Source organism: Paraburkholderia acidicola (genome assembly GCF_002362315.1).
GTDB classification, from domain to species: domain Bacteria; phylum Pseudomonadota; class Gammaproteobacteria; order Burkholderiales; family Burkholderiaceae; genus Paraburkholderia; species Paraburkholderia acidicola.
Map to the genome: position 1 here is coordinate 240,998 of NZ_MTZV01000002.1, position 18,395 is coordinate 259,392.

General features: G+C 53.1%; 18 protein-coding genes and 1 pseudogene. 8 read left to right on the forward strand and 11 right to left on the reverse strand.

Translation table 11 applies throughout. The features are described 5' to 3' along the window. Positions 1–54 precede the first annotated feature (54 nt). The 4 genes from BWP39_RS03145 to BWP39_RS03160 form a co-directional block, all read right to left on the reverse strand. The gene (locus BWP39_RS03145) at positions 55–753 is read right to left on the reverse strand and encodes a hypothetical protein (RefSeq protein WP_133116816.1); all 699 of its coding nucleotides are present in this window, start codon (positions 751–753) and stop codon (positions 55–57) included. A 190-nt stretch (positions 754–943) separates the two neighbouring features. Continuing rightward, positions 944–1,330 carry a VOC family protein gene (locus BWP39_RS03150; RefSeq protein ID WP_096718493.1) on the reverse strand — a complete coding sequence of 129 codons (387 nt, stop codon included), beginning with the start codon at positions 1,328–1,330 and terminating at the stop codon, positions 944–946. Positions 1,331–1,423: 93 nt separating this feature from the next. Further along, positions 1,424–2,812, reverse strand: a complete 1,389-nt coding sequence (locus BWP39_RS03155) for a phospholipase D-like domain-containing protein (RefSeq protein ID WP_207556568.1) — start codon at positions 2,810–2,812, stop codon at positions 1,424–1,426. 224 nt (positions 2,813–3,036) lie between these two features. Then, positions 3,037–3,672, reverse strand: a complete 636-nt coding sequence (locus tag BWP39_RS03160; RefSeq protein ID WP_207556569.1) for a TetR/AcrR family transcriptional regulator — start codon at positions 3,670–3,672, stop codon at positions 3,037–3,039. A 128-nt stretch (positions 3,673–3,800) separates the two neighbouring features. Here BWP39_RS03160 and BWP39_RS03165 point away from each other — a divergent pair, with 128 nt between their 5' ends. Next, complete coding sequence (locus BWP39_RS03165) at positions 3,801–4,808, forward strand: saccharopine dehydrogenase (RefSeq protein ID WP_096716913.1); 1,008 nt, start codon at positions 3,801–3,803, stop codon at positions 4,806–4,808. Positions 4,809–4,861: 53 nt separating this feature from the next. Then, positions 4,862–5,056 carry a PaaD-like zinc ribbon domain-containing protein gene (locus BWP39_RS32665; RefSeq protein WP_456238521.1) on the forward strand — a complete coding sequence of 65 codons (195 nt, stop codon included), beginning with the start codon at positions 4,862–4,864 and terminating at the stop codon, positions 5,054–5,056. Between the two features lie 22 nt (positions 5,057–5,078). Here the strand turns inward: BWP39_RS32665 and BWP39_RS03170 are convergent, their stop codons facing one another. The 3 genes from BWP39_RS03170 to BWP39_RS03185 all read right to left on the reverse strand — a co-directional run bounded on the left by BWP39_RS03170 (position 5,079) and on the right by BWP39_RS03185 (position 8,287). Beyond that, the gene (locus BWP39_RS03170) at positions 5,079–6,071 is read right to left on the reverse strand and encodes a glycosyl hydrolase (protein WP_157915120.1); all 993 of its coding nucleotides are present in this window, start codon (positions 6,069–6,071) and stop codon (positions 5,079–5,081) included. Positions 6,072–7,124: 1,053 nt separating this feature from the next. Continuing rightward, a complete protein-coding gene (locus BWP39_RS03180; RefSeq protein ID WP_096716916.1) occupies positions 7,125–7,994 on the reverse strand; it encodes a hypothetical protein in 870 nt (289 codons plus the stop codon). Between the two features lie 26 nt (positions 7,995–8,020). Next, positions 8,021–8,287 carry a pyocin activator PrtN family protein gene (locus BWP39_RS03185; protein ID WP_096716917.1) on the reverse strand — a complete coding sequence of 89 codons (267 nt, stop codon included), beginning with the start codon at positions 8,285–8,287 and terminating at the stop codon, positions 8,021–8,023. Positions 8,288–8,659: 372 nt separating this feature from the next. On the opposite strand from BWP39_RS03185, the gene BWP39_RS03190 reads away from it, so the two are divergent. The 4 genes and pseudogenes from BWP39_RS03190 to BWP39_RS03200 all read left to right on the forward strand — a co-directional run bounded on the left by BWP39_RS03190 (position 8,660) and on the right by BWP39_RS03200 (position 10,700). After that, entirely contained in the window at positions 8,660–9,535 is an 876-nt protein-coding gene (locus tag BWP39_RS03190; protein WP_096716918.1) for a hypothetical protein, read from the forward strand. A 36-nt stretch (positions 9,536–9,571) separates the two neighbouring features. Further along, a pseudogene (locus BWP39_RS32600) lies at positions 9,572–9,745 on the forward strand (glycoside hydrolase family protein); the annotation flags it as partial. A 107-nt stretch (positions 9,746–9,852) separates the two neighbouring features. Then, the gene (locus BWP39_RS03195; protein ID WP_096716919.1) at positions 9,853–10,221 is read left to right on the forward strand and encodes a CHAP domain-containing protein; all 369 of its coding nucleotides are present in this window, start codon (positions 9,853–9,855) and stop codon (positions 10,219–10,221) included. 8 nt (positions 10,222–10,229) lie between these two features. Beyond that, complete coding sequence (locus tag BWP39_RS03200) at positions 10,230–10,700, forward strand: DUF3828 domain-containing protein (RefSeq protein WP_096716920.1); 471 nt, start codon at positions 10,230–10,232, stop codon at positions 10,698–10,700. Between the two features lie 266 nt (positions 10,701–10,966). Here the strand turns inward: BWP39_RS03200 and BWP39_RS03205 are convergent, their stop codons facing one another. Together BWP39_RS03205 and BWP39_RS03215 are read right to left on the reverse strand one after the other, a co-directional pair. Further along, positions 10,967–11,620: a hypothetical protein gene (locus BWP39_RS03205; protein WP_133116817.1), complete on the reverse strand. Its 654-nt coding sequence runs from the start codon at positions 11,618–11,620 to the stop codon at positions 10,967–10,969. A 319-nt stretch (positions 11,621–11,939) separates the two neighbouring features. Further along, positions 11,940–12,419 carry a DUF2778 domain-containing protein gene (locus BWP39_RS03215; protein ID WP_096716923.1) on the reverse strand — a complete coding sequence of 160 codons (480 nt, stop codon included), beginning with the start codon at positions 12,417–12,419 and terminating at the stop codon, positions 11,940–11,942. A gap of 208 nt (positions 12,420–12,627) precedes the next feature. On the opposite strand from BWP39_RS03215, the gene BWP39_RS03220 reads away from it, so the two are divergent. Beyond that, on the forward strand, positions 12,628–13,599 hold the full coding sequence (locus BWP39_RS03220; RefSeq protein WP_096716924.1) for a DUF4062 domain-containing protein: 972 nt from the start codon (positions 12,628–12,630) through the stop codon (positions 13,597–13,599). Between the two features lie 39 nt (positions 13,600–13,638). Beyond that, positions 13,639–14,361, forward strand: coding sequence for a hypothetical protein (locus BWP39_RS31385; RefSeq protein WP_133116818.1), 723 nt, complete (start codon positions 13,639–13,641; stop codon positions 14,359–14,361). A gap of 2,306 nt (positions 14,362–16,667) precedes the next feature. Here the strand turns inward: BWP39_RS31385 and BWP39_RS03230 are convergent. Further along, complete coding sequence (locus BWP39_RS03230; RefSeq protein ID WP_096716926.1) at positions 16,668–17,243, reverse strand: HK97 family phage prohead protease; 576 nt, start codon at positions 17,241–17,243, stop codon at positions 16,668–16,670. 55 nt (positions 17,244–17,298) lie between these two features. Beyond that, positions 17,299–18,255, reverse strand: coding sequence for a hypothetical protein (locus BWP39_RS03235; protein ID WP_133116819.1), 957 nt, complete (start codon positions 18,253–18,255; stop codon positions 17,299–17,301). Positions 18,256–18,395 lie beyond the last annotated feature (140 nt).

The following is an 18,395-nucleotide window of genomic DNA, read 5'->3' on the forward strand; positions in this document are numbered from 1 at the left end:
TGCGCCCCCTGCACTATCCCGCGCAGACAGCCGCACCGGTCAAGTTCGCAAAACTTATCTCCTGCTGAACATCTGCGACAGCAACCAGGCAAGGACCATGTTGAACCACGTCACCGGACCATAAAACGGGAATCCAGCGGCGATCTGGCCATTGATTGGGTTAAACGGACCTGTCATGGTGAACATTCCGAACACGGCGCAACAGTTCATCAAGACGGCAATCAACGTGAGGATATTCAGCCAGCCGGGTAGTAGCCCGGATTTAACCGAGATGCAGAAACATGAAAATCCAAATGGTGCCCAAAGCACCCCAAGCACCGATGCGATGGACGCAAAACCGGCGATCAACGTATAAGACACAGTCTGCGGCGAATACTCTTGAACGCCCATGGCCGCCAGGCCAAGACCAATGGCAGCGCCCCATGCGCCGAGAAACGCAATATCGCTGATCAATGCAATCCAGCTCAACTGATGATACTGGCTCGTATCGGCGTGCCACAGGCGGCCTGCCAGCATCCCCGATATGACTATCATGGGCCCCAGCAAGAACGCGAGCAGGATGGTCGTAGCTTTGAACTGAAAAGTGTGAGCCGTATAAGCGGACAGCATCGCGGGAATCGATGTCCCGTCGTGGAAGTTCGCCAGATAAAAGTAAAGAACGACGTTCAATAAAACCGAGGCGACTGCGCCCTGAATGTAAAAGAAAGCCTTGGGCACATAGAACATCCGCTTCCCAGCATAAGAAGAGCTCACGATTCGTTTTATCCTTGAATCATCCTGACTAGTCGCTCGGCGAGAGATGTCGGAGTTCCAGCGCTGATCTGGATCAGTAGTGATGGCTTTTCGACACAATCATTACATTGAGAACTGTAACTATTATGCCGCCAGGTAGTATTAGGTTAAACCCTTGATATGCTGCGAACGATCAGGTCTGATACCGCGCTTAACCGAGATGCCCCGACGCCTTGCCTTGAGCGAACGCCCTGCTCGAGATTGAGACCGAGTTCCCGTCGGGATCTTTTGCATTCGCGAAACAGTATCCGTCGGCTTTGTGTGTGGACCCAAAATCAAGCCCCTGCATCGAACACTGCTTCTTGAAGCCCTCTACATCTTCGATATCGAAGACAAGCTTGATTGTTACCTGTCCGGTCTTAACGCTTTTAGCGGCCTGGTGCACCATCAGAATCGCCCCGCCATTCGGATTCTTCAATTCTGTGACTCGATCATTCGGGTCTAGCGAACGCTCGAATCCGAAATGACGCTCATAGAAGGCACAGGTAGCCTCGACATTTCTCACATACAGCATGATTCGGTTGAGCAACGCGTTCATATCAATCGTTGGGTAACGTATCAATTGCATTGACGGAAGGATCGCGGTGATTGTCGTTGAAATGCATTTTTTTAGCGAAACGGCACACCGCGCTCAGAGGAAGCCCCTGATCAGCATCGTCACCCACCGCCACGCCCCACCGCAGCCGGCGGCCCGGCAGCGCACATCGGGATCCGCCAGAAGGCGGCCATTGGCGTCGCTCACCGAACTTGAGTTGCGCAGGAAGTACGCCACGCTGTCCTGCAAGGGATCGAGCCCGTCCTCGGGGATATCTATCCACAGGCCGTTTTCGGTATTCAAGCGGGCCGACAGCGAGTCGAAATTGAAACTGCCGAGATAGTATCGATGGCCGTCGATCACGACCAGCTTGGCGTGCATCATGCGGTTCTCCCGGTCGGCATATTCGCGCACCTCGATCCCGGCATTCACCAGGCCGGGCAGATCGTTGGCATAGGCGCGCCCGACTGCGGGGAATTCCTGCGTGAGGCTCGACAGCGAGGCGCTCACCAGGATCACGTGGACACCTTCGCGCTGCTTGCGCTCAAGCGCCTCGCGCAGTTCCGGCACGAGGATCAGGTAGGGGTTGATGATCAGGATCTCGTGCTGCGCCGAATCGAACGCTTGTAGCATGTCCTGCAACGTGCCTGGCGAGCGCTTGTCGGGCCAGTCGTGGACATAGCGCAGGCGCTCGCAGGCGATCGGTATCCAGGCGGGATCATCGGGTGTATCGGAGGCAGTGGGTGTATCGGTCGCGGCCAGGTCCGTCGCCCGGGCTGCACTATCGAGCGGAGCCAGCAGCCATTCGCGCCAATAATGGATGCGCACCGGGTCCAGCGTCGCATGACCCTGCGAGACGCGATAAGGACTTGCGACCTGGAGAAATTTTTCCGGCTCGGGGCGAACCACTTGCGGGCTATTCCAGAACAAGGCGAAATGCTCGTACATGGCGTGCAGCGAGGAAGCATCCTTGCCGGCGTCGCCCGACACCATCAGATCGCGCTCGCTGAGCCAGTTGCGGAAGCTCGCATCCCAGATCGAGGTACTGCCGATCACGGCCGTGTCGCCAACCAGGAACAGCTTGTCGTGCATGCGATGCGAAAGCTCGACGACATCTGATCGTGGATGGAAGATCCGGAGTTCGATGCCGGGAGCCACCTCGTGCAAGGCGACGATGAACTCGTCCTCGAATGCGAAGTGCGGCTCGGGGCCGATGCCGTCGATCAGCAGCTTGACCGGCACGCCTCGGCGCGCGGCCTCGACCAGATGACGCAACAGCAGGCCACCGGTCTGATCGATTTCGAAGATGTAGGCAAGGATGCGGATCTGCTCGGCAGGCGTGGCACGGTCGATCAGCGCAATCCGCGACTGCATCAACTGGCCGTCGTCAAGAGTGGCGACCATGTCGACACATTGCGCGTGGCCGGGCTGAGTAAAGGCAAACACGCATGCCAGAATGAGTGCCAGGCTTCTTGTTGTGGTCATGAGGTGGCGAACGGGTTCGATGTGTCTCGGGCCCTGCGTCATTGAAGGTCTGGAAGGCTTTGTCGCGTTGGTGTGGTCAAGTCGCTCGCGGTTACTTCGGGAAGGTGAGCAGAACGGCGATCGACAGTCGAAGGATTCAGTGGTGCCGGGACCAAACTCGAACCAATAGACGTAGCGGTATCCAGTCGTCCGCAGTCGACCCAACCCGGACAACCAGACGACAGCTATGACTGGCTGTTCCCTGAACACCTTGAGGCAGTCAACTCACTCACCTGATGTCTGGATATGTCCAGAAGCCCACCCTGGATCAGCGACGAAAGCGCTTCAGCAGCGTCCTTCTCGCTGCAATGACCGCCGATCATCATAACCGAGAGCGCTTCTCCTGCTCCAACAAGACCAACACAGCGCTGTTGAAGCGCATCGTGCGTCAGCCCGCTATGCGGCCGTAACGCGGATACGAACAGCTGGACATACCCGTCTATCAACTCCTGGTACACCGCACCCATTTCTCCGCTGCCAGTCAACGCCGCCCCCACCGCGTGCCATTCGCCACTTGTGTCCGCAGAACAGTGGATATAGGCACTCGCCAGAACATCAGCGGTTTCCTTCAAGCTTTGCTGGACGCTTCCCAAGGCCTCGCGCAGAGCATCTACCTGTTCCTTGTCGAGAAACTTGTAAAGCTCAATCAACAGCCCTGATCGCGTGCCGAAATGTTCGTACGGGATGGGCTTGGAGACTCCGGCACGAGTGGCGAGGTATCCCAGAGTCAGCCGATCAGCCCCTTCCTCGCGAATGACAACCAGTGCCATATCGAGCAACTGGCGCCGTCGATCCGCCTTCGAAAGCCGACGAGTAGCCATCTTATGTTCCTCCCAGTGCCGATCTGCATTTCACGAATTCGATCCCCCTTGTAACAAGCGTCACTATAAACTACCATTGGTAACTTACCAAACGTAGGTTGCTATCACTAACCTTATGAGGTCTCGCAATGACACTAGCTCCGATTCTCCTTGCCGGCGGTTCCGGAATTGTTGGCCGCTGCACAGCTCAATATCTTCGTGCTGCCTATCCAGATCTTCCTCTGCTGATCGGCGGTCGCAACCTGGGTAAGGCCAAAGAGGTCGCCGCCGAAATTGGAAACGCCGAAGGCGTCGCGCTCGATCTGGCGGCCGATGATCTAGGTCTCGGTGGACGTGCGGTGAGCGCCATCGCGGTCTTCGTGAAAGACGACGCCATCGCGTGCCTCCGGTTCGCCCAGACGCGCGGTGTGCCGCATATCAGCATTTCATCGGGCGCGTCCGAAATCGGCCCTGAAGTAGCCGCCTATATTCAAAAGCCGAATGCTTCGCCGGTGGTTCTCGGCGCCGAATGGCTTGTTGGTGCCGTGACGGTGCCCACGCTAGAGTTCGTCAAGGAATTCAGCCACGTGGACGACATCACCATCGGTGCGTTGTTAGACGAACAGGATACGGGTGGTCCCGCGTCGGCCATCGACCTGCATCGCCTCGGTGAAATCATGCCCGCCGCACTCACCCGGCGCGACGGCGCCTTCTTCTGGCGCCTCGGTGAAGAGGCCAAAGCTCAGTTTCGCGCCATCGACGGAACCAGGATGGAGGCTGTCGCCTTCTCGCCGTATGACATCATGGGTTTGGCTGTCGCAACGGACGCCCCGAACGTGCAGTTCAACCTCGCCACTGGCGTGAGTTCGACGCGACGCAGTGGAAAATCCATGTCGACCGAGATCGTCATCGAACTCAGCGGGAAAGATCGGGCGGGCCATCCACTTCGCACCCGCCATGCCGTTCTCCATCCGCAAGGACAGATGCCGCTAACCGCTCTGGGCGTTGCCATGCTTCTGGAAAGGCTCGTTGGGCTCGGTGACAAACCGGTAGTCCCTCCTGGCCTCTACTTCCCCTATCAGTTGCTTGATCCCGCAACCTATCTTGCCCGTCTGAAGGAAATCGGCGGAACGGTTATGACACTGGATGTTCTGTAACGAGTATCGCACCGCTCCTTGCCGAATTGACCGAGCAGTATCGCGAATCGGGCTTGTCACTCGTTTCCCGCCCACGATATCGCCTGGGTTTTTCCCCCGACGACCAAGGCATGTCGTGCCCACGTTGCGGAGCGCACGATACGCAGTATTTTCATCGGTTCGGCAGTACGAGTAGCTGGCTTCCCTTCGTCGCAAATACTCCACCGTCCGGTATAGGGCCGCAAACCGGCCCTATACCTCGTTGCTAAAACAACCCGGACGCCCGAGCTTTTATTTCGCGCTGGACGCGTTGGCGTTGCCACCCGGGGTGCCGAGCCCATAAGGCGCATACATTTCCACATACGGCAGCGAATTCAGCATTTGCTCCGCCTGTTTCAGAAATTCAGGACTGGATGCAGCACTGTTGCCATTCGGGTTCAGGCCGAATTCCGACAGGACAATGGGCTTGTCAGGGAACTCGTTATGCGCTTGCTCAAGATAGCTCTTTAAATTGTTCACGGCCTGACCGACCTGGCTCGGATCATTGGGATTCGCGGCACTCCCATACCAATGCAGATTGATCGCGCTGACCGTGTCGCCCACCTTCCTGGTTTGCCCATTAACCGTGGTGTCCGAGTTCATGAACTGCTTCAGCCAGTCCAGGCCCTCTCCAGGATTAGTGCTGTTGGTAACGGACGGCGATGCCAGCTGTGTTCCCGTATTGTTCGCAGCCGTTGCAATATTCGACCAGCTCTTGACCGCGTCGCCTACCGAAGTATTAGCCTGGCCGGCATTGTCGGGCTCATTGAAGGTGAACGCGAGCGGAGAGCCGGAAGACTTGAACGCGCTTTCCAGCTGACCTTCGTTCGATGCGTCATTGGTATTGAAAACCGTTGGAATGAATTGCCCTTTTGCATCGCCCGTCGATTGCATGCTCCAGTTCGAATACCAGCTTGAATCTCCCATATTCGAGCCATTTCCGTTGGCCGAGGTCGGCGAAATACCCAGGCCCTCTTTGCCGCCCTTCAGAAAGGCATAGTTCGCGGGCGCCTGCGCACTGCCGCCTGCGTTGTTCGACGGACTCGTTGCGCCGGAGGGCGCGACCGCACCGGATGCGCCGCCCGGCGAATTGACCGAAGAGACCTGCGGGATCGTATTGGTCGGCGCCGCCGCCGCATGGGCGACGGCCGGCGGAAAACTCGGTGCGCTCGCTCCCGATGCTCCACCGACCGGCGACGACGAAAGATCGTCGTTGTTCTGGCCGGACATCATGCTCTGCAGCATGGCGAGCAATTCCTGAATGATCTGCTCGATCTGCTGCGCGTTGATGCCGCCTGAGGGACTGGTCCCCGGATCGTACGGCGTGACGCCGTAGCCGCCTTGAAGCGTAATGCCTGACATGATCGCCCTCGCCTGCACTATAAGATGGTCGATGCGCTCTGCTTTGCGCCATTCCGCGTTGCGCGTCGGTTCTTTCCTTCCGATGCATCTAGATGCCGTCTGGCTGCGGAATAGATCGACTGCATCGAACGCGACGGCCGCTTTTGAATGTACGGCGTGCGCTTCGGGGAGTGGGCGTGCAGTACGAACTTACGACTTGCGATGCGAAGTTTTCGGACGTAACCGATCGATTGCCCAGGGATGCCGGCGGGCGGCGGGCACTGATCGCTGTGCCCCGCTCTCCTGGCACGATCAAGTTGAAGGCGGCGCAGGGTGTGTGCGCGCATTGGCCTACGTCCGCGTGACGACTCACACACGCGATCGCCCAGCGTCGTGCAAAGTAGTCAATGCCATTCGCGGGGAGTTCCATGCGTAGAAAATGGGGAATTTTGTCCGCATTTTCGATCTTTCATTGCCGAAAGACACACGCAGGGGCGACACGACGATGAGCTTAAGGCCCTGTTTCTACAGAATTAGACATTCGACAGAATGCGTCGAGAAATGTGCAGTGGTGCCGGGGACCGGACTCGACATCCCTTATTTGATAGGGGTTCTGCCGTATCATGTGCAGATGATGTGCATTTGCACACGGAAGCCCAGCAAAGCCCTAGGTCGAGTTTCAAACATACTAGACACGAGAGGCTAGCAGCCTGTCGATTGCCTCAATGGGAATCGAACCGGCAGCATTTGACCTGACCCGGTTCTCCAGCAGCATCTTGCGTACGGTCGGTCTGCTGCGTCCAAGCATCTCGGCGGCCTGGGTAATGGTGACATGTAGCGGCCTTGGGTGACGGGCTGCGTAGATCGCAACCGCTCTAACCGCCATGTCGATAGATTCCTGTTCTGTCATTAACTCCGTTGTTAAGTTGGTAATGCTGCTTGTTACCGTTTAGCCGCCTACGTCTTACCTTTTCGGTACGTCGTACGGGCGGCAGCTATCGCTTTGTCAATGGCCTCGTTGATGTGTCTACAATTTTCTTCCATGTCCTCCGCTCGTTGCCTTTCCAATTCTTCAGCGGTCGGCTCGTGCGGGTCTGGTCCCAGCATTGCGACAGCCGCTAACGAATGCTCGGGCCAGTTCCGCGCTGACATGATCCGCTCTTGAAGAATGTTTTTTGATCTGGCTGGGCGTACGACATCCCCGGTGTTTTCGTCCAACACAGCGGGCCACTCACCCGATATGTAAAGGTCGTACCAGTCTTGCATATCAGCGGACGCCCACGCGAATAGGACGAGTCGATACGTCCGTGGCACAACAGGAATGCACACAACCGGGCCGGAGTCCTCGTGCCTACCTTTGGCCGGATAAATCAAATAGCCTTTGCTGGCTTCTAATGTCGCATAGACACCGGATGCGCTCTTTAACGGTACGTGTTTCACATAGACGACGAACTGGTCTCCCAGTAACTCCGTCATGTGAGTTGCCCTGTTCTCAAAATTCATGCGGGAGAATGTGTCTAAAAATCGTGCGCTTGGTGATAGGTCGATGTCAGTTTCCACAGATATCACATGCGGAGTTCTGACACCATCAACTAAGCGGCCCGGGTGGCTCTGTCCGCCAAGCTCAAATACCATGCGCGCACGGTCTCGATACACTAACGCGCCGTCGCGCATGCACTCATGCTGACCTAGTTCGATGTATCCAATGAATCGCGCCCAGGCGACACCCTCAGCGGGAGGCTCGTAACCACCGGGGTACTGCGGCTTACGCATATCCGGCCCAGCTTCTGCGGCCCGCTGAATCTTTATTTTGATGTCTCCAGGCATCACCCACTTCCGTAGCTTCAGCTAGATCACTTAAGACCACAAAACTGATTGCGCTCTCTGACTGCCGCTGCACGTTGAGCGTCTATGTATTCCGCAAGGTCTTGTAGATGGACGCCCCTTGCGGACTTTCTACTACGCTCCGCGCTAACCACTGGTAACGGAATATCGCCCCGCGAAACTTTGGCTAGCAACTTATCTACTTCCAAATGGGAGAAGTAAGCTTTTTGCACTTCCTCAATTGGGATCACGGCGCGCGCTCCGAATTGAGCCATCAGCAAAAATACCGTATTCATTCACACTCCTCGATCACTTGATAGTCGAAGTGTAATCACGTATAGCTGGCATTTACAACGATTTACTTCGGATTCCATACTATGTGTCAAATACACTAAAATGTCCTGAACACATCAACCCATTCACCAACTTTCAGGTAGCACGCGGGAGCAAAGAATCGTAGCCTCACGAATCGATCGCACTGTACTATGACCTCTCAAAGATCGTCTACATGCTCCCTGCCACTCTCAACCTATTGACGAAAGTAAAGTAAAAGTGGAAGACTTTCGCGATATATAGTTGACACGTATCCGTATCTTGACGTGGACGATCTAACTGGCGAAATCGGTCAATATGCCTGTTAAAACGGCCGCAGACATAGGGGTGAAGACATGAGCGATATTGAGTACTCTCGGCAACTTCAGGAAAAATTTGAACTTTACCTTTTAGCCCTAACCTTCACAATCCTAGGTCTCGCCATACAGACAGCAAAATTCGGCACAACCCACCTGAGTGATTTACTAGAAGTGTGTGGATGGTTCGCGCTTCTCGCATCAGGACTGACCGGCCTTTCAAGACTAGAATGGTTGCCTGTGACTTACAAGACAGCCTCACAATTATCAGACCTCAAGTCCGAACATGGGCAGTTTATGGAGGCTGCGGAGCAAGGGTATCAAGCGCTTCCCGCTAGCGATCAAGCAACGCCCCTCGACATCCACGAGCTAATAGCTGACAGAGCAAACGCGATTCAGAAAGTGGATGTTCGCGTCAAGCAGCTTGAGCGCTCGATACTCCGAAAGTACAGCGTACACAAATGGTCGTTCGTGCTGGGCCTTGCGCTTCTGATTGGTGCGCGCGGCTTTCCGCCTGTTGCGGCAGTCTCAGGTAACGACGCGCGCTCGGAAACTATGGCGCACACAATGCTTGCCTGTGACGTTAACGTTTCTGAATATAACGCAGGGTTCGGATCACCACCCGTCACAAAACATCGCAGCGCGCGAATGGAATTGGATATGCTCCACGACCTCTTGACCACTTCCGCTCCGTACTACATGGCTTCTGACCTCCACATGCGGATAGAGACCACAGCGCAAGCCTACACTGCCAAGGCGGCCCTGGACAAAGTGGTCAACGGAAAGAACATTCGGCAAATTCTCATCACGATAGATCGATTGTCCGGCGATTCAATCGGACTCTACACACTAAGCGACGGCGGAACGTACGTTGCCTTTCAAGGAATGTGCGCGGCGGCAAGGCCACAGTTCTAAGCTGTCAACTAGCGTGCAGATTCCGGAGCGTTCGCCCGAGGTACGATGCTCCGCAAACTCAACGCGGGGGACCGTAGCTGCGCATGCAAAGAACTGCTGAAGTGGGACAAGGGTAGAGTGAACGGTGAGCTAGTCGTATTGCCCGGTCTGGCGAAACGGCGGGCCGCAGAAATGAAGGTGTGTCTAGGCTGGAAAATCCAATCCGCATAGCCCATCATGGTAATTTCAAGATAAATCACGGTCCCCGTATCCTGTAGAATATCTTCGCAACACCTTCAGAACACCGACGACCGCGAATTTCGATTCAGGGGAAGTAGATGCCTAGTTTCAACCAAGCCGCCGCCGTCAACCATCTACGTAGTAATGCAGAGCCGTCGAGCACAGGCCATTGTGCGCAGTACGTTCGTGAAGCTATTAACGCGGGCGGTGTGTATCCCGCACATACACCTTTGGCGCGTAACTATGGCGGTCCTCTGCTAGCCGCAGGTTTTTACCGGGTCGATGGTAACTACCCGCAGAAAGGCGACGTGGTTGTTATTCAGGCTATCCCGCACCACCCTGCGGGACACATGGCGATGTATGACGGGCAAATTTGGATATCTGACTTCAGGCAGTATCACGGCTTCTATCCTAGCCAGTCTTACAGGGATTTGCAGCCGCCCTACCAAATCTACCGTCACGACTGAGCCAAGCCATGAAAAGATACATTGTCCTGTTCACGGCATCCTTAGTCGTAGTCGTCTGTAGCTTGTTCCAAGCTTCCGCAATTGCACAAAGCACGTCGCCGGAAGCGGCTACCAAAGCGTTCTACACCTGGTACGTCACGCAGGAATCTAAGCCACACGTCTACCCGTTGATAGATAAGCAGATGTACGAGTTCGTATCAAAATCTACGGTCGACCTGCTGAGAACTGAATACAAGCAAAACAAGTTTGCAGATCGGGCAGACTATTTCACGAACGCGCAAGACTTCGATTCGAAAGACTGGCTAGCCCATATCGTAGTGCGTCCGGCATTCATGGTTGACGGTGTGGCTATCGTGCCCGTTACGCTTGGTTCGGGAGACGATAAGATGAATGTGCTTGCGTTTCTTCGAAAGCTAGACGGTACGTGGAAAATCATTAAGGTAGGTGACACGCAGGACTACGAGAACAGCCCGCAGTAAGTCTAGATTGAGAGACGGAAGCGGAACAGAAGGTGTGTCTAGGCTGAGTAGTATCCGTGCGTATCGCCACTGGCTCACTTAAGCGGATGCTCTTTGAAATACACGCGCAACGCTGCATTCATGCTGCCCCATCTCGAAGAGAATCGCGCCCAGGCAACGCTCTCGGCAAGCGGCTCATAACCACCTAGGCACCGAGGTCCAGTTTTTACGGCACGCTGAATACGCAACTGGATATCATTAGGCATGGCGGGGGAGGGGGGGGTACTCTACTTTTGCAACAGCAGTGTGCCCAACACGCCTAATACACCACCGATCACTGCACCAGTGATACCACTGATAAGCCCTACTGCCAAATCATCCCCCTTTCGCTGGAAGAATGACTGACGCTCGGCGCGGGCGATACCGAAGAATCGCGTCCCTTCTACTCTCCGGTAAGTAACGTGGGCGACAAATAATGGAATCCCCGCGACAAACGCAGATGCGGCAATGTATCGCCTGCTGTCGTGTAGTAATAACGCGTACGCCCCTCCGTAGCTCATCAAGACTATACCAATGACGTAGATGAAAAGTCGCTCGCGCCAATGTGGCTTTCGCTCCCCGGCTTCCACCGCCTCCACGACACGAGAGAACAGTGCACGTGCATCGTTAGTTTGATCGTATGTCGTTATATCAACCGCGCCGCTGAAAATCGCAGTGCTAATCCTTACATGCGGTTTTATGGATCGGAGGACCAACGCCCGCTTACCTTTCTTACCAAGGTGATTATAAAGCTCAGCGGCACTTTCAAATTCGAATTCGTCACATTGCATCACAGGAGGAACGCCGTTCACGGTAAGTATCTCTATTACCCGTTCCAGATCGTCCCTGTACATCCAGCAGTGCTTGAATTTCTTAGATATGGGCTGCTCGATTCGTTTCATGTTATCCCCGTACAGCGTCCCCGTCAGGGCAAGTAGGTTCACGGTTCGCGTTAGCTCACTTGCACGCGCCGCCTCAAGTAACTATTGATTGCCCACACGACAACCCCAACTAATACGATGGACAGCAACAAGATAACCAGAAGAACAACGCCGTCCAGATCGTAAGTACTATCTGGTTGCCTTGCCCCGATTCGTACCAAGATGTTCGTGATTGCGTTAAGGAGGCCTGGGCCGTCAATCAAATTGACAATCTGGCGGGCGAGCAAATCCCCTAAGACAACGGTAACAACCACGTTCAAGGTATATCGAATAGCACGTTTCATCTTACGTTCACGACTCCGTATGCTTTCATGGTTGTCCCCGGCACAGCCGTGGTCGCACCCTGTCCACGCAGGTATCCCGCCAGTCTCGTAAAGTCGCTACCGTGGAGCACGGTTATGCACCCTTCACTCAGATGGCGTGGCCCATCTGGATGCAGACGAAACGCTCCACGTTTGACTCCATCAATGATCGTCGTATCGCCGGTCTTTTCTCGCCACAGCGTGAACCACTGGCTACGATTAGTTCCGTACCCGTACGTACGTGCAAAATCATAGAGCCAACCCATATGTCCGCCGGACTGGCGATCAACAATGTAGTACCTGCCAGGAGGGAGCGGACCGGTATCCGCTTTGGATACCGTCGCCGGGTTGTCTCGACCGATACCCGTTCCAGAATAAGCAGCAAGCGACCCTACACCGGGGCACTGCAATGTAGATGTGGTTTGACCATTCAACATAAATGTACATTCGACTGGCACAGCCCCCCTTACATGTTGCAAGCTCGAAAAGCAAAGATTGACAATATTTCGAATCTATCACGGGTTTTGCTGTCCGTCGCCTGTGGATTGAAAGCCTCGAACACGTCATCGCATCCCGGCTTCCGCGCAAGCCACGAGTGGGAGAATCGTATAAGATGTGGCTCAAACATGAACGAGGCGCAAACGCGCCGGGGGCGACCAAACTAAGATGGCTAAACCACGCGTATTTCTGAGTTCCACATACTACGATTTGTACCAATCCCGTGAGGACATAGAGTTGTTCGTCCGCTCGCTCGGGTTCGATTGCGTGCGCCATGAAACCGGCGCGATACCATATGCCCGTGATAGTCGCCTAGAATCATCCGCTTATCGCGAGGTCGAGCAATGCGATCTTTTCATTACGATAATCGGCGGCAAATTTGGCTCAGAGTCGAAAGAGACAGAAGGTAGCTCAATAACCCAAAATGAAATATCCAGGGCACTAGAAAAGAGCATCCAAGTTTACATTTTTGTAGAGCAAAACACATTGACAGAGTATCAAACATGGAAAATAAATAAAGAAAACAACTCCATGAAATTTCGATACGCAGACGATGTCAGAATTTATCAGTTCATCGACCGCCTATACGCCCTACCTCAGAATAATCCAATAACCGGATTTAAAACCATCTCTGATGTGACATCGTATCTGCAAGAGCAATGGGCCGGATTGTTCCAGCGTTACCTGAGTCAACAGCAAAGGAGTGCTGAAGTAACGCTCGTAGAGGATATGAAAGGGGTCGCAACGACTCTAAAAGAAATGGTCGATTTTCTCCAGCGCTCTAACCAGGACAAGGACGAGGCGCTTCGCTCTATCATGTCGACCAGTCACCCAATATTCGCAAAGCTAGCCAAACTTACAGGTACATCGTATCGCGTCTATTTTACTAATAAAAATGAATTGCGTGCTTGGCTGAAGGCAAGAAGTTGGACTGCCGCTGATAAAGATAGTTATTCTAAAAATAGCGTAGAAGAATGGTATAACGATAGTATAGGCTGGCTGGAATTTAAAAAGAATTTCTTTACACCAAATGGCCAGCTTGTAAATATCCCTCAAACCGAATGGAATGATGACTGGATACAAATAACGGCGATAAGTAAATCATCATCCACAGAGGACGAAGACGATATTCCATTTTGAGCGGCGCGGTGTAGCACACCAACCAACAGCGCAGGCACTATGAAAGAACAAACCAAACTCACGACCGTAGCGATACTATTTGGAATCGCTGTTAGCGTTTTCTATTTAATTGGCTTTTGGCGAACATTCAATATAAATGTCTTTCAGTATGCAGATTTGACCGATGTCCTCAAAAGCGCAATTCTTCCATTATCTATAGCCTTGCTGAGTGTATTTCTGACATTTATATTTATGGAAGGCCCTCGAATTGTCGTTCCCTCGGACCAACCACCCACAATAGGCCTCAGGGTCGGTAAAATATTGGACTGGCTCATTAAATGGAAGGAATTGATTTTTATAATTTGGTTTGGCTCATCTGCCATTATTTACCAAACAACTCCTGAGCCGATAAAATATTTCGTGCTGGCAATAGCGTCACTGCCATTTGCGGGATTGGTATCGGATGCCGAGTTATTTGTATCCATGATACCTCACATCAAATTCAGAAGAATACTGTGCTTTATTTTAACTCCATTTCCATTTCTTGCTCTTTTGACGGGGAGTCTGGATGCTCATAAAATAATAGAAAATCAAGCAAAATATATAATTAACCCAACCTCGTTAAGTTCTCTTAAAATAAGTGGAATTTCCGGAAAACTCGAATACGTTGGACTTATTGGGAATACCTTTTTCCTGTATGACCCAGTTTCGAAGGGGCTGCTTCTTTTGAAGCAGAGTGACAACCTCGCGATGAATTTGTTGCCAAATCCAGCACAAAAATAGGCAAGAAGTCGGCTCAAAGGGCCAGCTTTTTGGGCTTACTTTCTAGGCCTGACAGGGGTTTTCGGCTGATTGCTTGTAGTAATATACATTGCAACGAGTCGGAGACTCAGGACCACAGAGCTTTACCAGAGAAGATATCGGGCCATGCGTACCATATAGACTCCTCTTCAAGTACAGTTTTCGTAGTGGTTACGCCGTGTTTCTGGAACAAGCTACCTAACGCCTGTTCGTTCGCAATAACACCGGCAGCAGCGATACGACCCACTAGCTCCGCGTGTTGTCTCCTAGCTCTCGCAATTCTTGTTACCTTTCCGTTTCGATTAATATAGCCGTCTACTATATCGGTTAGCTTCATCACGAACGAACCTCTAGCATTCCGCATTTTAAGCAGAAAAACACACAATCCTCTATCTTTCTTGGATAATCCATTAATGATACAAAGCTGCTCTATCAACTTCAATCCCGGATTATGAGGAACAGGATAACGAGCCTTAAACATATCTCGCTTCTTTATAATCTCACCAGTGCTTGTGTCAACGTACGATTTAGCGGACACCCTCAATACGGGATATTTGACGGACTTCCATCCGGCCTGCTTAAGTGTTAGCTTCGGTACGGTTATTAATGTTGCCTCAGGTTCCCATTCGATAAATCGAGGTGTTGGTTGATACATATCCTTATCGGCATGTTCAACGCACTCCACTTCATACAACAATGATTAAATCCATTGCAATCATTTACTCATCATTTTAAAATTAACATTAGTCACAGCAATTATTGCGACTGGGAGTTTATACGGCCGGGGGGGGGGGGGGAGTGTCAAACCACAAAAGGTCGTCCGGGGGACACCGACTGGTCCAGTTAAAACAACGAGAAACGCAAAATGGCACCTTTTTCGGGAGCAAAACGTAAGCGTTAGGCTTATCTCGCGTGGATTTCCGGGATTACTCCAGGTTCTACAATTTGGTTGTTTTCAGGTGCTCCGTAACCGCGTAATCATCACCTACCGGGTAGTAGTCGCCCACCCCATGCGTCTTACCGGCTTCCGGCAACTTTCGGGGGTTGTTAGGCCAGCCCGTCGCATCCTCTGGAATCTCCACACCAGCGTCCTGGACTCTACCCAGCCATAGACCGGGTATGAGGTTTTCCACACACATAGCGGCGTTCGTCTCCCACAGCTTGCGTCTAGTCTCCACTGAGCTATTAGATGCCTCATATCGGCCTGCTGCGTTCCGCTTGGAGCCAAGATTAAGCCGCCGTGTAAGCTGACTCTCCTGTCGTGCCATACGATCGATGACCGCGAATATCGGATTTGCTTTTTCTCCTCCAGCAGCAGTCGGAACCGTTGGGGGCGCTTTATTAGCCCTAGTACGCTCCCGTTCCAGTTTGTATCTAACTCCGGCTAGCTGCTCGGCCATAATCCTGTCTTGACTGGACCAGTCGAGGCGCATAGCGACAATCGCGGCAAGGTGTTGGGATTTAGTCGCCACCGGCTAATCCTCGTCGGGTCAAACTAGATTCAACCTCGTGCAGTCGCTGCGCAATATCCGCAATCTCAAGCCAATGCCGTGCACTGCGTAACACCCTTGCCTCGTCTGCCGGTCTACGTCTCTTAAGGCTACAGAGTCGCCCGTATTCCGTGCGTTCCTCATTACAGTGGCGGATAGCGCCCTGTGCCACGCCCAGAAGGTAGCCAAGCTTCCCCAACGCGCAATCGACTGCGGTAAGGATAGCGGCGTCGGCTACTTTCGCATTCGCGTACTTCTGCACACCAAGGTTTCTCCCGTAGCACCTTTCGAGGATATCGACGCGAATCCATTCATTATTTTTAGCTCCTCGCCTTCCTCCTTGGACTACCTCAGTAGGCACTCCAAGCGAGCGCGCGGCCTTCAACAAATCGGCACGGCTCACTGAGCCTCTCTACTTGTTTTTTTCATATCTAACTATCCTATCCTTAATTTTCATATCAATCAGGCATGTTGTAGCAAGCGATAAGCTCGCCTACGCACGACTCCGGAACGGACAAATCGTTAGCCAGCGCCGTAACATCACCTATTACGCGCTCATTTAGCCCTACAGAAATTGTTCGTCGTAGACCAAACCCGCTAACTTCAAAGGTAGGCGTGGGATCGTTAGCCAGAAAATACGCCTTGTTCCTAAACCATGTCAGCACTGGCATGTCCTTTACACCCGCCTCTCCGGAAATACGCGTCGCGGCGTATTGCGATATCTTGTATTCTTTGTCTTTGTTGACCCTCACGTCGCGTCCTTATTTTTAATTTGAAGACAAACCACATCCGATCTAGTTACCGGTGGAACGGTGACCCTGTTAACGGCCTATCCCAGGTCTTGCCTGTGCGTGGGTCTGGAGTAAAGTAATAAGTGAGGTTTGGCGCGTATCGTTCTCTAGCGTCAGAGAGGCTCTTAAACGCTGTAATGATCGCGCCGGGATTCGCTGGAATCGCCACAAGGGACAGTTCATGCACCGCAGCCCTCGTGAAGCGTGTACCTTTTCCATTGCCGAGCGGTTCCGATGTCTTTGGGATAAAGCCTATCGACACGCCGCGAATTAGACCGGCCTTGACGCTGTGCCAGGATTCATCTGTTCTATCCTTCACTACTCCCGGTTCCGTAACCTTGGCAATCGTAGCTTTGAAGGGCAAACCCGAAACTGTCGGCGTACCGAACTGCACGGTGCCGACAGGCTTCGAATGATCGTGTCCAAGTAGCAAAGGCGTGTTCTTTTCGAACGTCAATCCGAGTGGTTCCACAATGTCATTGACACGATCAAGCTGCGGGGTTGATGCAATGCCAACAATCTCCCGTTTATCCTCGTCAACCGATTTAATTACGATGGCGGAGAAGCCTCGTTGGTTATTCATTCGCTATCCTTATATAATTGAGTGTGACACACCGCGCGATATGCCACTGCACGACTTACGCCAAGCTGACTTCTACGGCGGCTCCAGTAACGAAATCCCAATCCGCGTACTGCGCCGCCTTAATGGCTTGCTGCCCGCTCTGAAACATTCCAGTTTGAACCGCCGTAGCTGTACCAGTACCGTCGTCCACGGGGAATGTACCCGCGCTCGCTACGTCCAACTCGGCATCGCCCAGGAACGCGACTACCCGGCTACCGTCCACAATAAACACCTTCCCAGCCGGGACGCTGTAAGACGCGATAGCAGGCATACCACCGTAGAAACCACCCTTCGCCGTGATACCGGTTTCACTTGCGCTACGAAGGTTCACGGCGGTAAGTGGATTAACCAGTACGCTCGCCGTTGTCAGGTCACCCGTAAAAGCTTCCACACCAGCCTCAAACGACGCGGCTGCGGTTGCGACAGCCGCGAGGCCAGTAGGAGTAACCGGGGAGCGCGCCTGGTTTCCTACAAATGCCGCGTCTAGGCCACGACTTAGGGCGCGTTGCAACTGGGCGGTAATGACGTTCTCCGCCGCATCGCCCGTCGCACGCAAAAGCTCCGCACTTAGAATCGCGACTAGAGCCACCTTGCGTTTATTGCTGAGTGACACACCAAACGCGCCTTGATAGGCGGGCGCTGGTGCAAATTCCGCTACGAACGGGGCAGTAATAGGCGCAGTTTCTACATTGACGCGCGTCAGCGCCGGAACCCGTATCAAACCCTGTAGTTGTCCAAGAATAGAACCCGTGAAGACGGCATGTACGAACGCTGCTCGACTAAGCGTTTCCGCAACGAGTCCCGCAGCGCCGTCCGTCGTAAGTGGATTCTCCAGAGATTTAAATACCTTTACTACGTCGGTATCCTCGCCCCATCGTTTTTTAGCGTACTGTGCCACCGCCTCCGCAGTGTTACCGTCGAAGATAGCTTTTGCAATGAGTGATCGAATGAATGTTTGATGATTATTTTTCAATTTATAGAATTCCTACTTTTATGTAATTTACTACGGTTAGAAAATCACCCATTTACCAAGAGGAAAACGAGTGACAAGAAAGAGGTCGCGACTACACGAGGCACCTACACTGCTACAAATCGAATGAAATCCTGTAGGGA

Coding starts and splice junctions, on each gene's coding strand:
- BWP39_RS03150 (WP_096718493.1), bottom strand. CDS start 1,330: ATGAACGCGTTGCTCAACCGAATCATGCTGTATGTGAGAAATGTCGAG.
- BWP39_RS03155 (WP_207556568.1), bottom strand. CDS start 2,812: ATGACCACAACAAGAAGCCTGGCACTCATTCTGGCATGCGTGTTTGCC.
- BWP39_RS03160 (WP_207556569.1), bottom strand. CDS start 3,672: ATGGCTACTCGTCGGCTTTCGAAGGCGGATCGACGGCGCCAGTTGCTC.
- BWP39_RS03165 (WP_096716913.1), top strand. CDS start 3,801: ATGACACTAGCTCCGATTCTCCTTGCCGGCGGTTCCGGAATTGTTGGC.
- BWP39_RS03170 (WP_157915120.1), bottom strand. CDS start 6,071: ATGCTGCAGAGCATGATGTCCGGCCAGAACAACGACGATCTTTCGTCG.
- BWP39_RS03180 (WP_096716916.1), bottom strand. CDS start 7,994: ATGCCTGGAGACATCAAAATAAAGATTCAGCGGGCCGCAGAAGCTGGG.
- BWP39_RS03185 (WP_096716917.1), bottom strand. CDS start 8,287: ATGAATACGGTATTTTTGCTGATGGCTCAATTCGGAGCGCGCGCCGTG.
- BWP39_RS03190 (WP_096716918.1), top strand. CDS start 8,660: ATGAGCGATATTGAGTACTCTCGGCAACTTCAGGAAAAATTTGAACTT.
- BWP39_RS03195 (WP_096716919.1), top strand. CDS start 9,853: ATGCCTAGTTTCAACCAAGCCGCCGCCGTCAACCATCTACGTAGTAAT.
- BWP39_RS03200 (WP_096716920.1), top strand. CDS start 10,230: ATGAAAAGATACATTGTCCTGTTCACGGCATCCTTAGTCGTAGTCGTC.
- BWP39_RS03205 (WP_133116817.1), bottom strand. CDS start 11,620: ATGAAACGAATCGAGCAGCCCATATCTAAGAAATTCAAGCACTGCTGG.
- BWP39_RS03220 (WP_096716924.1), top strand. CDS start 12,628: ATGGCTAAACCACGCGTATTTCTGAGTTCCACATACTACGATTTGTAC.
- BWP39_RS31385 (WP_133116818.1), top strand. CDS start 13,639: ATGAAAGAACAAACCAAACTCACGACCGTAGCGATACTATTTGGAATC.
- BWP39_RS03230 (WP_096716926.1), bottom strand. CDS start 17,243: ATGAATAACCAACGAGGCTTCTCCGCCATCGTAATTAAATCGGTTGAC.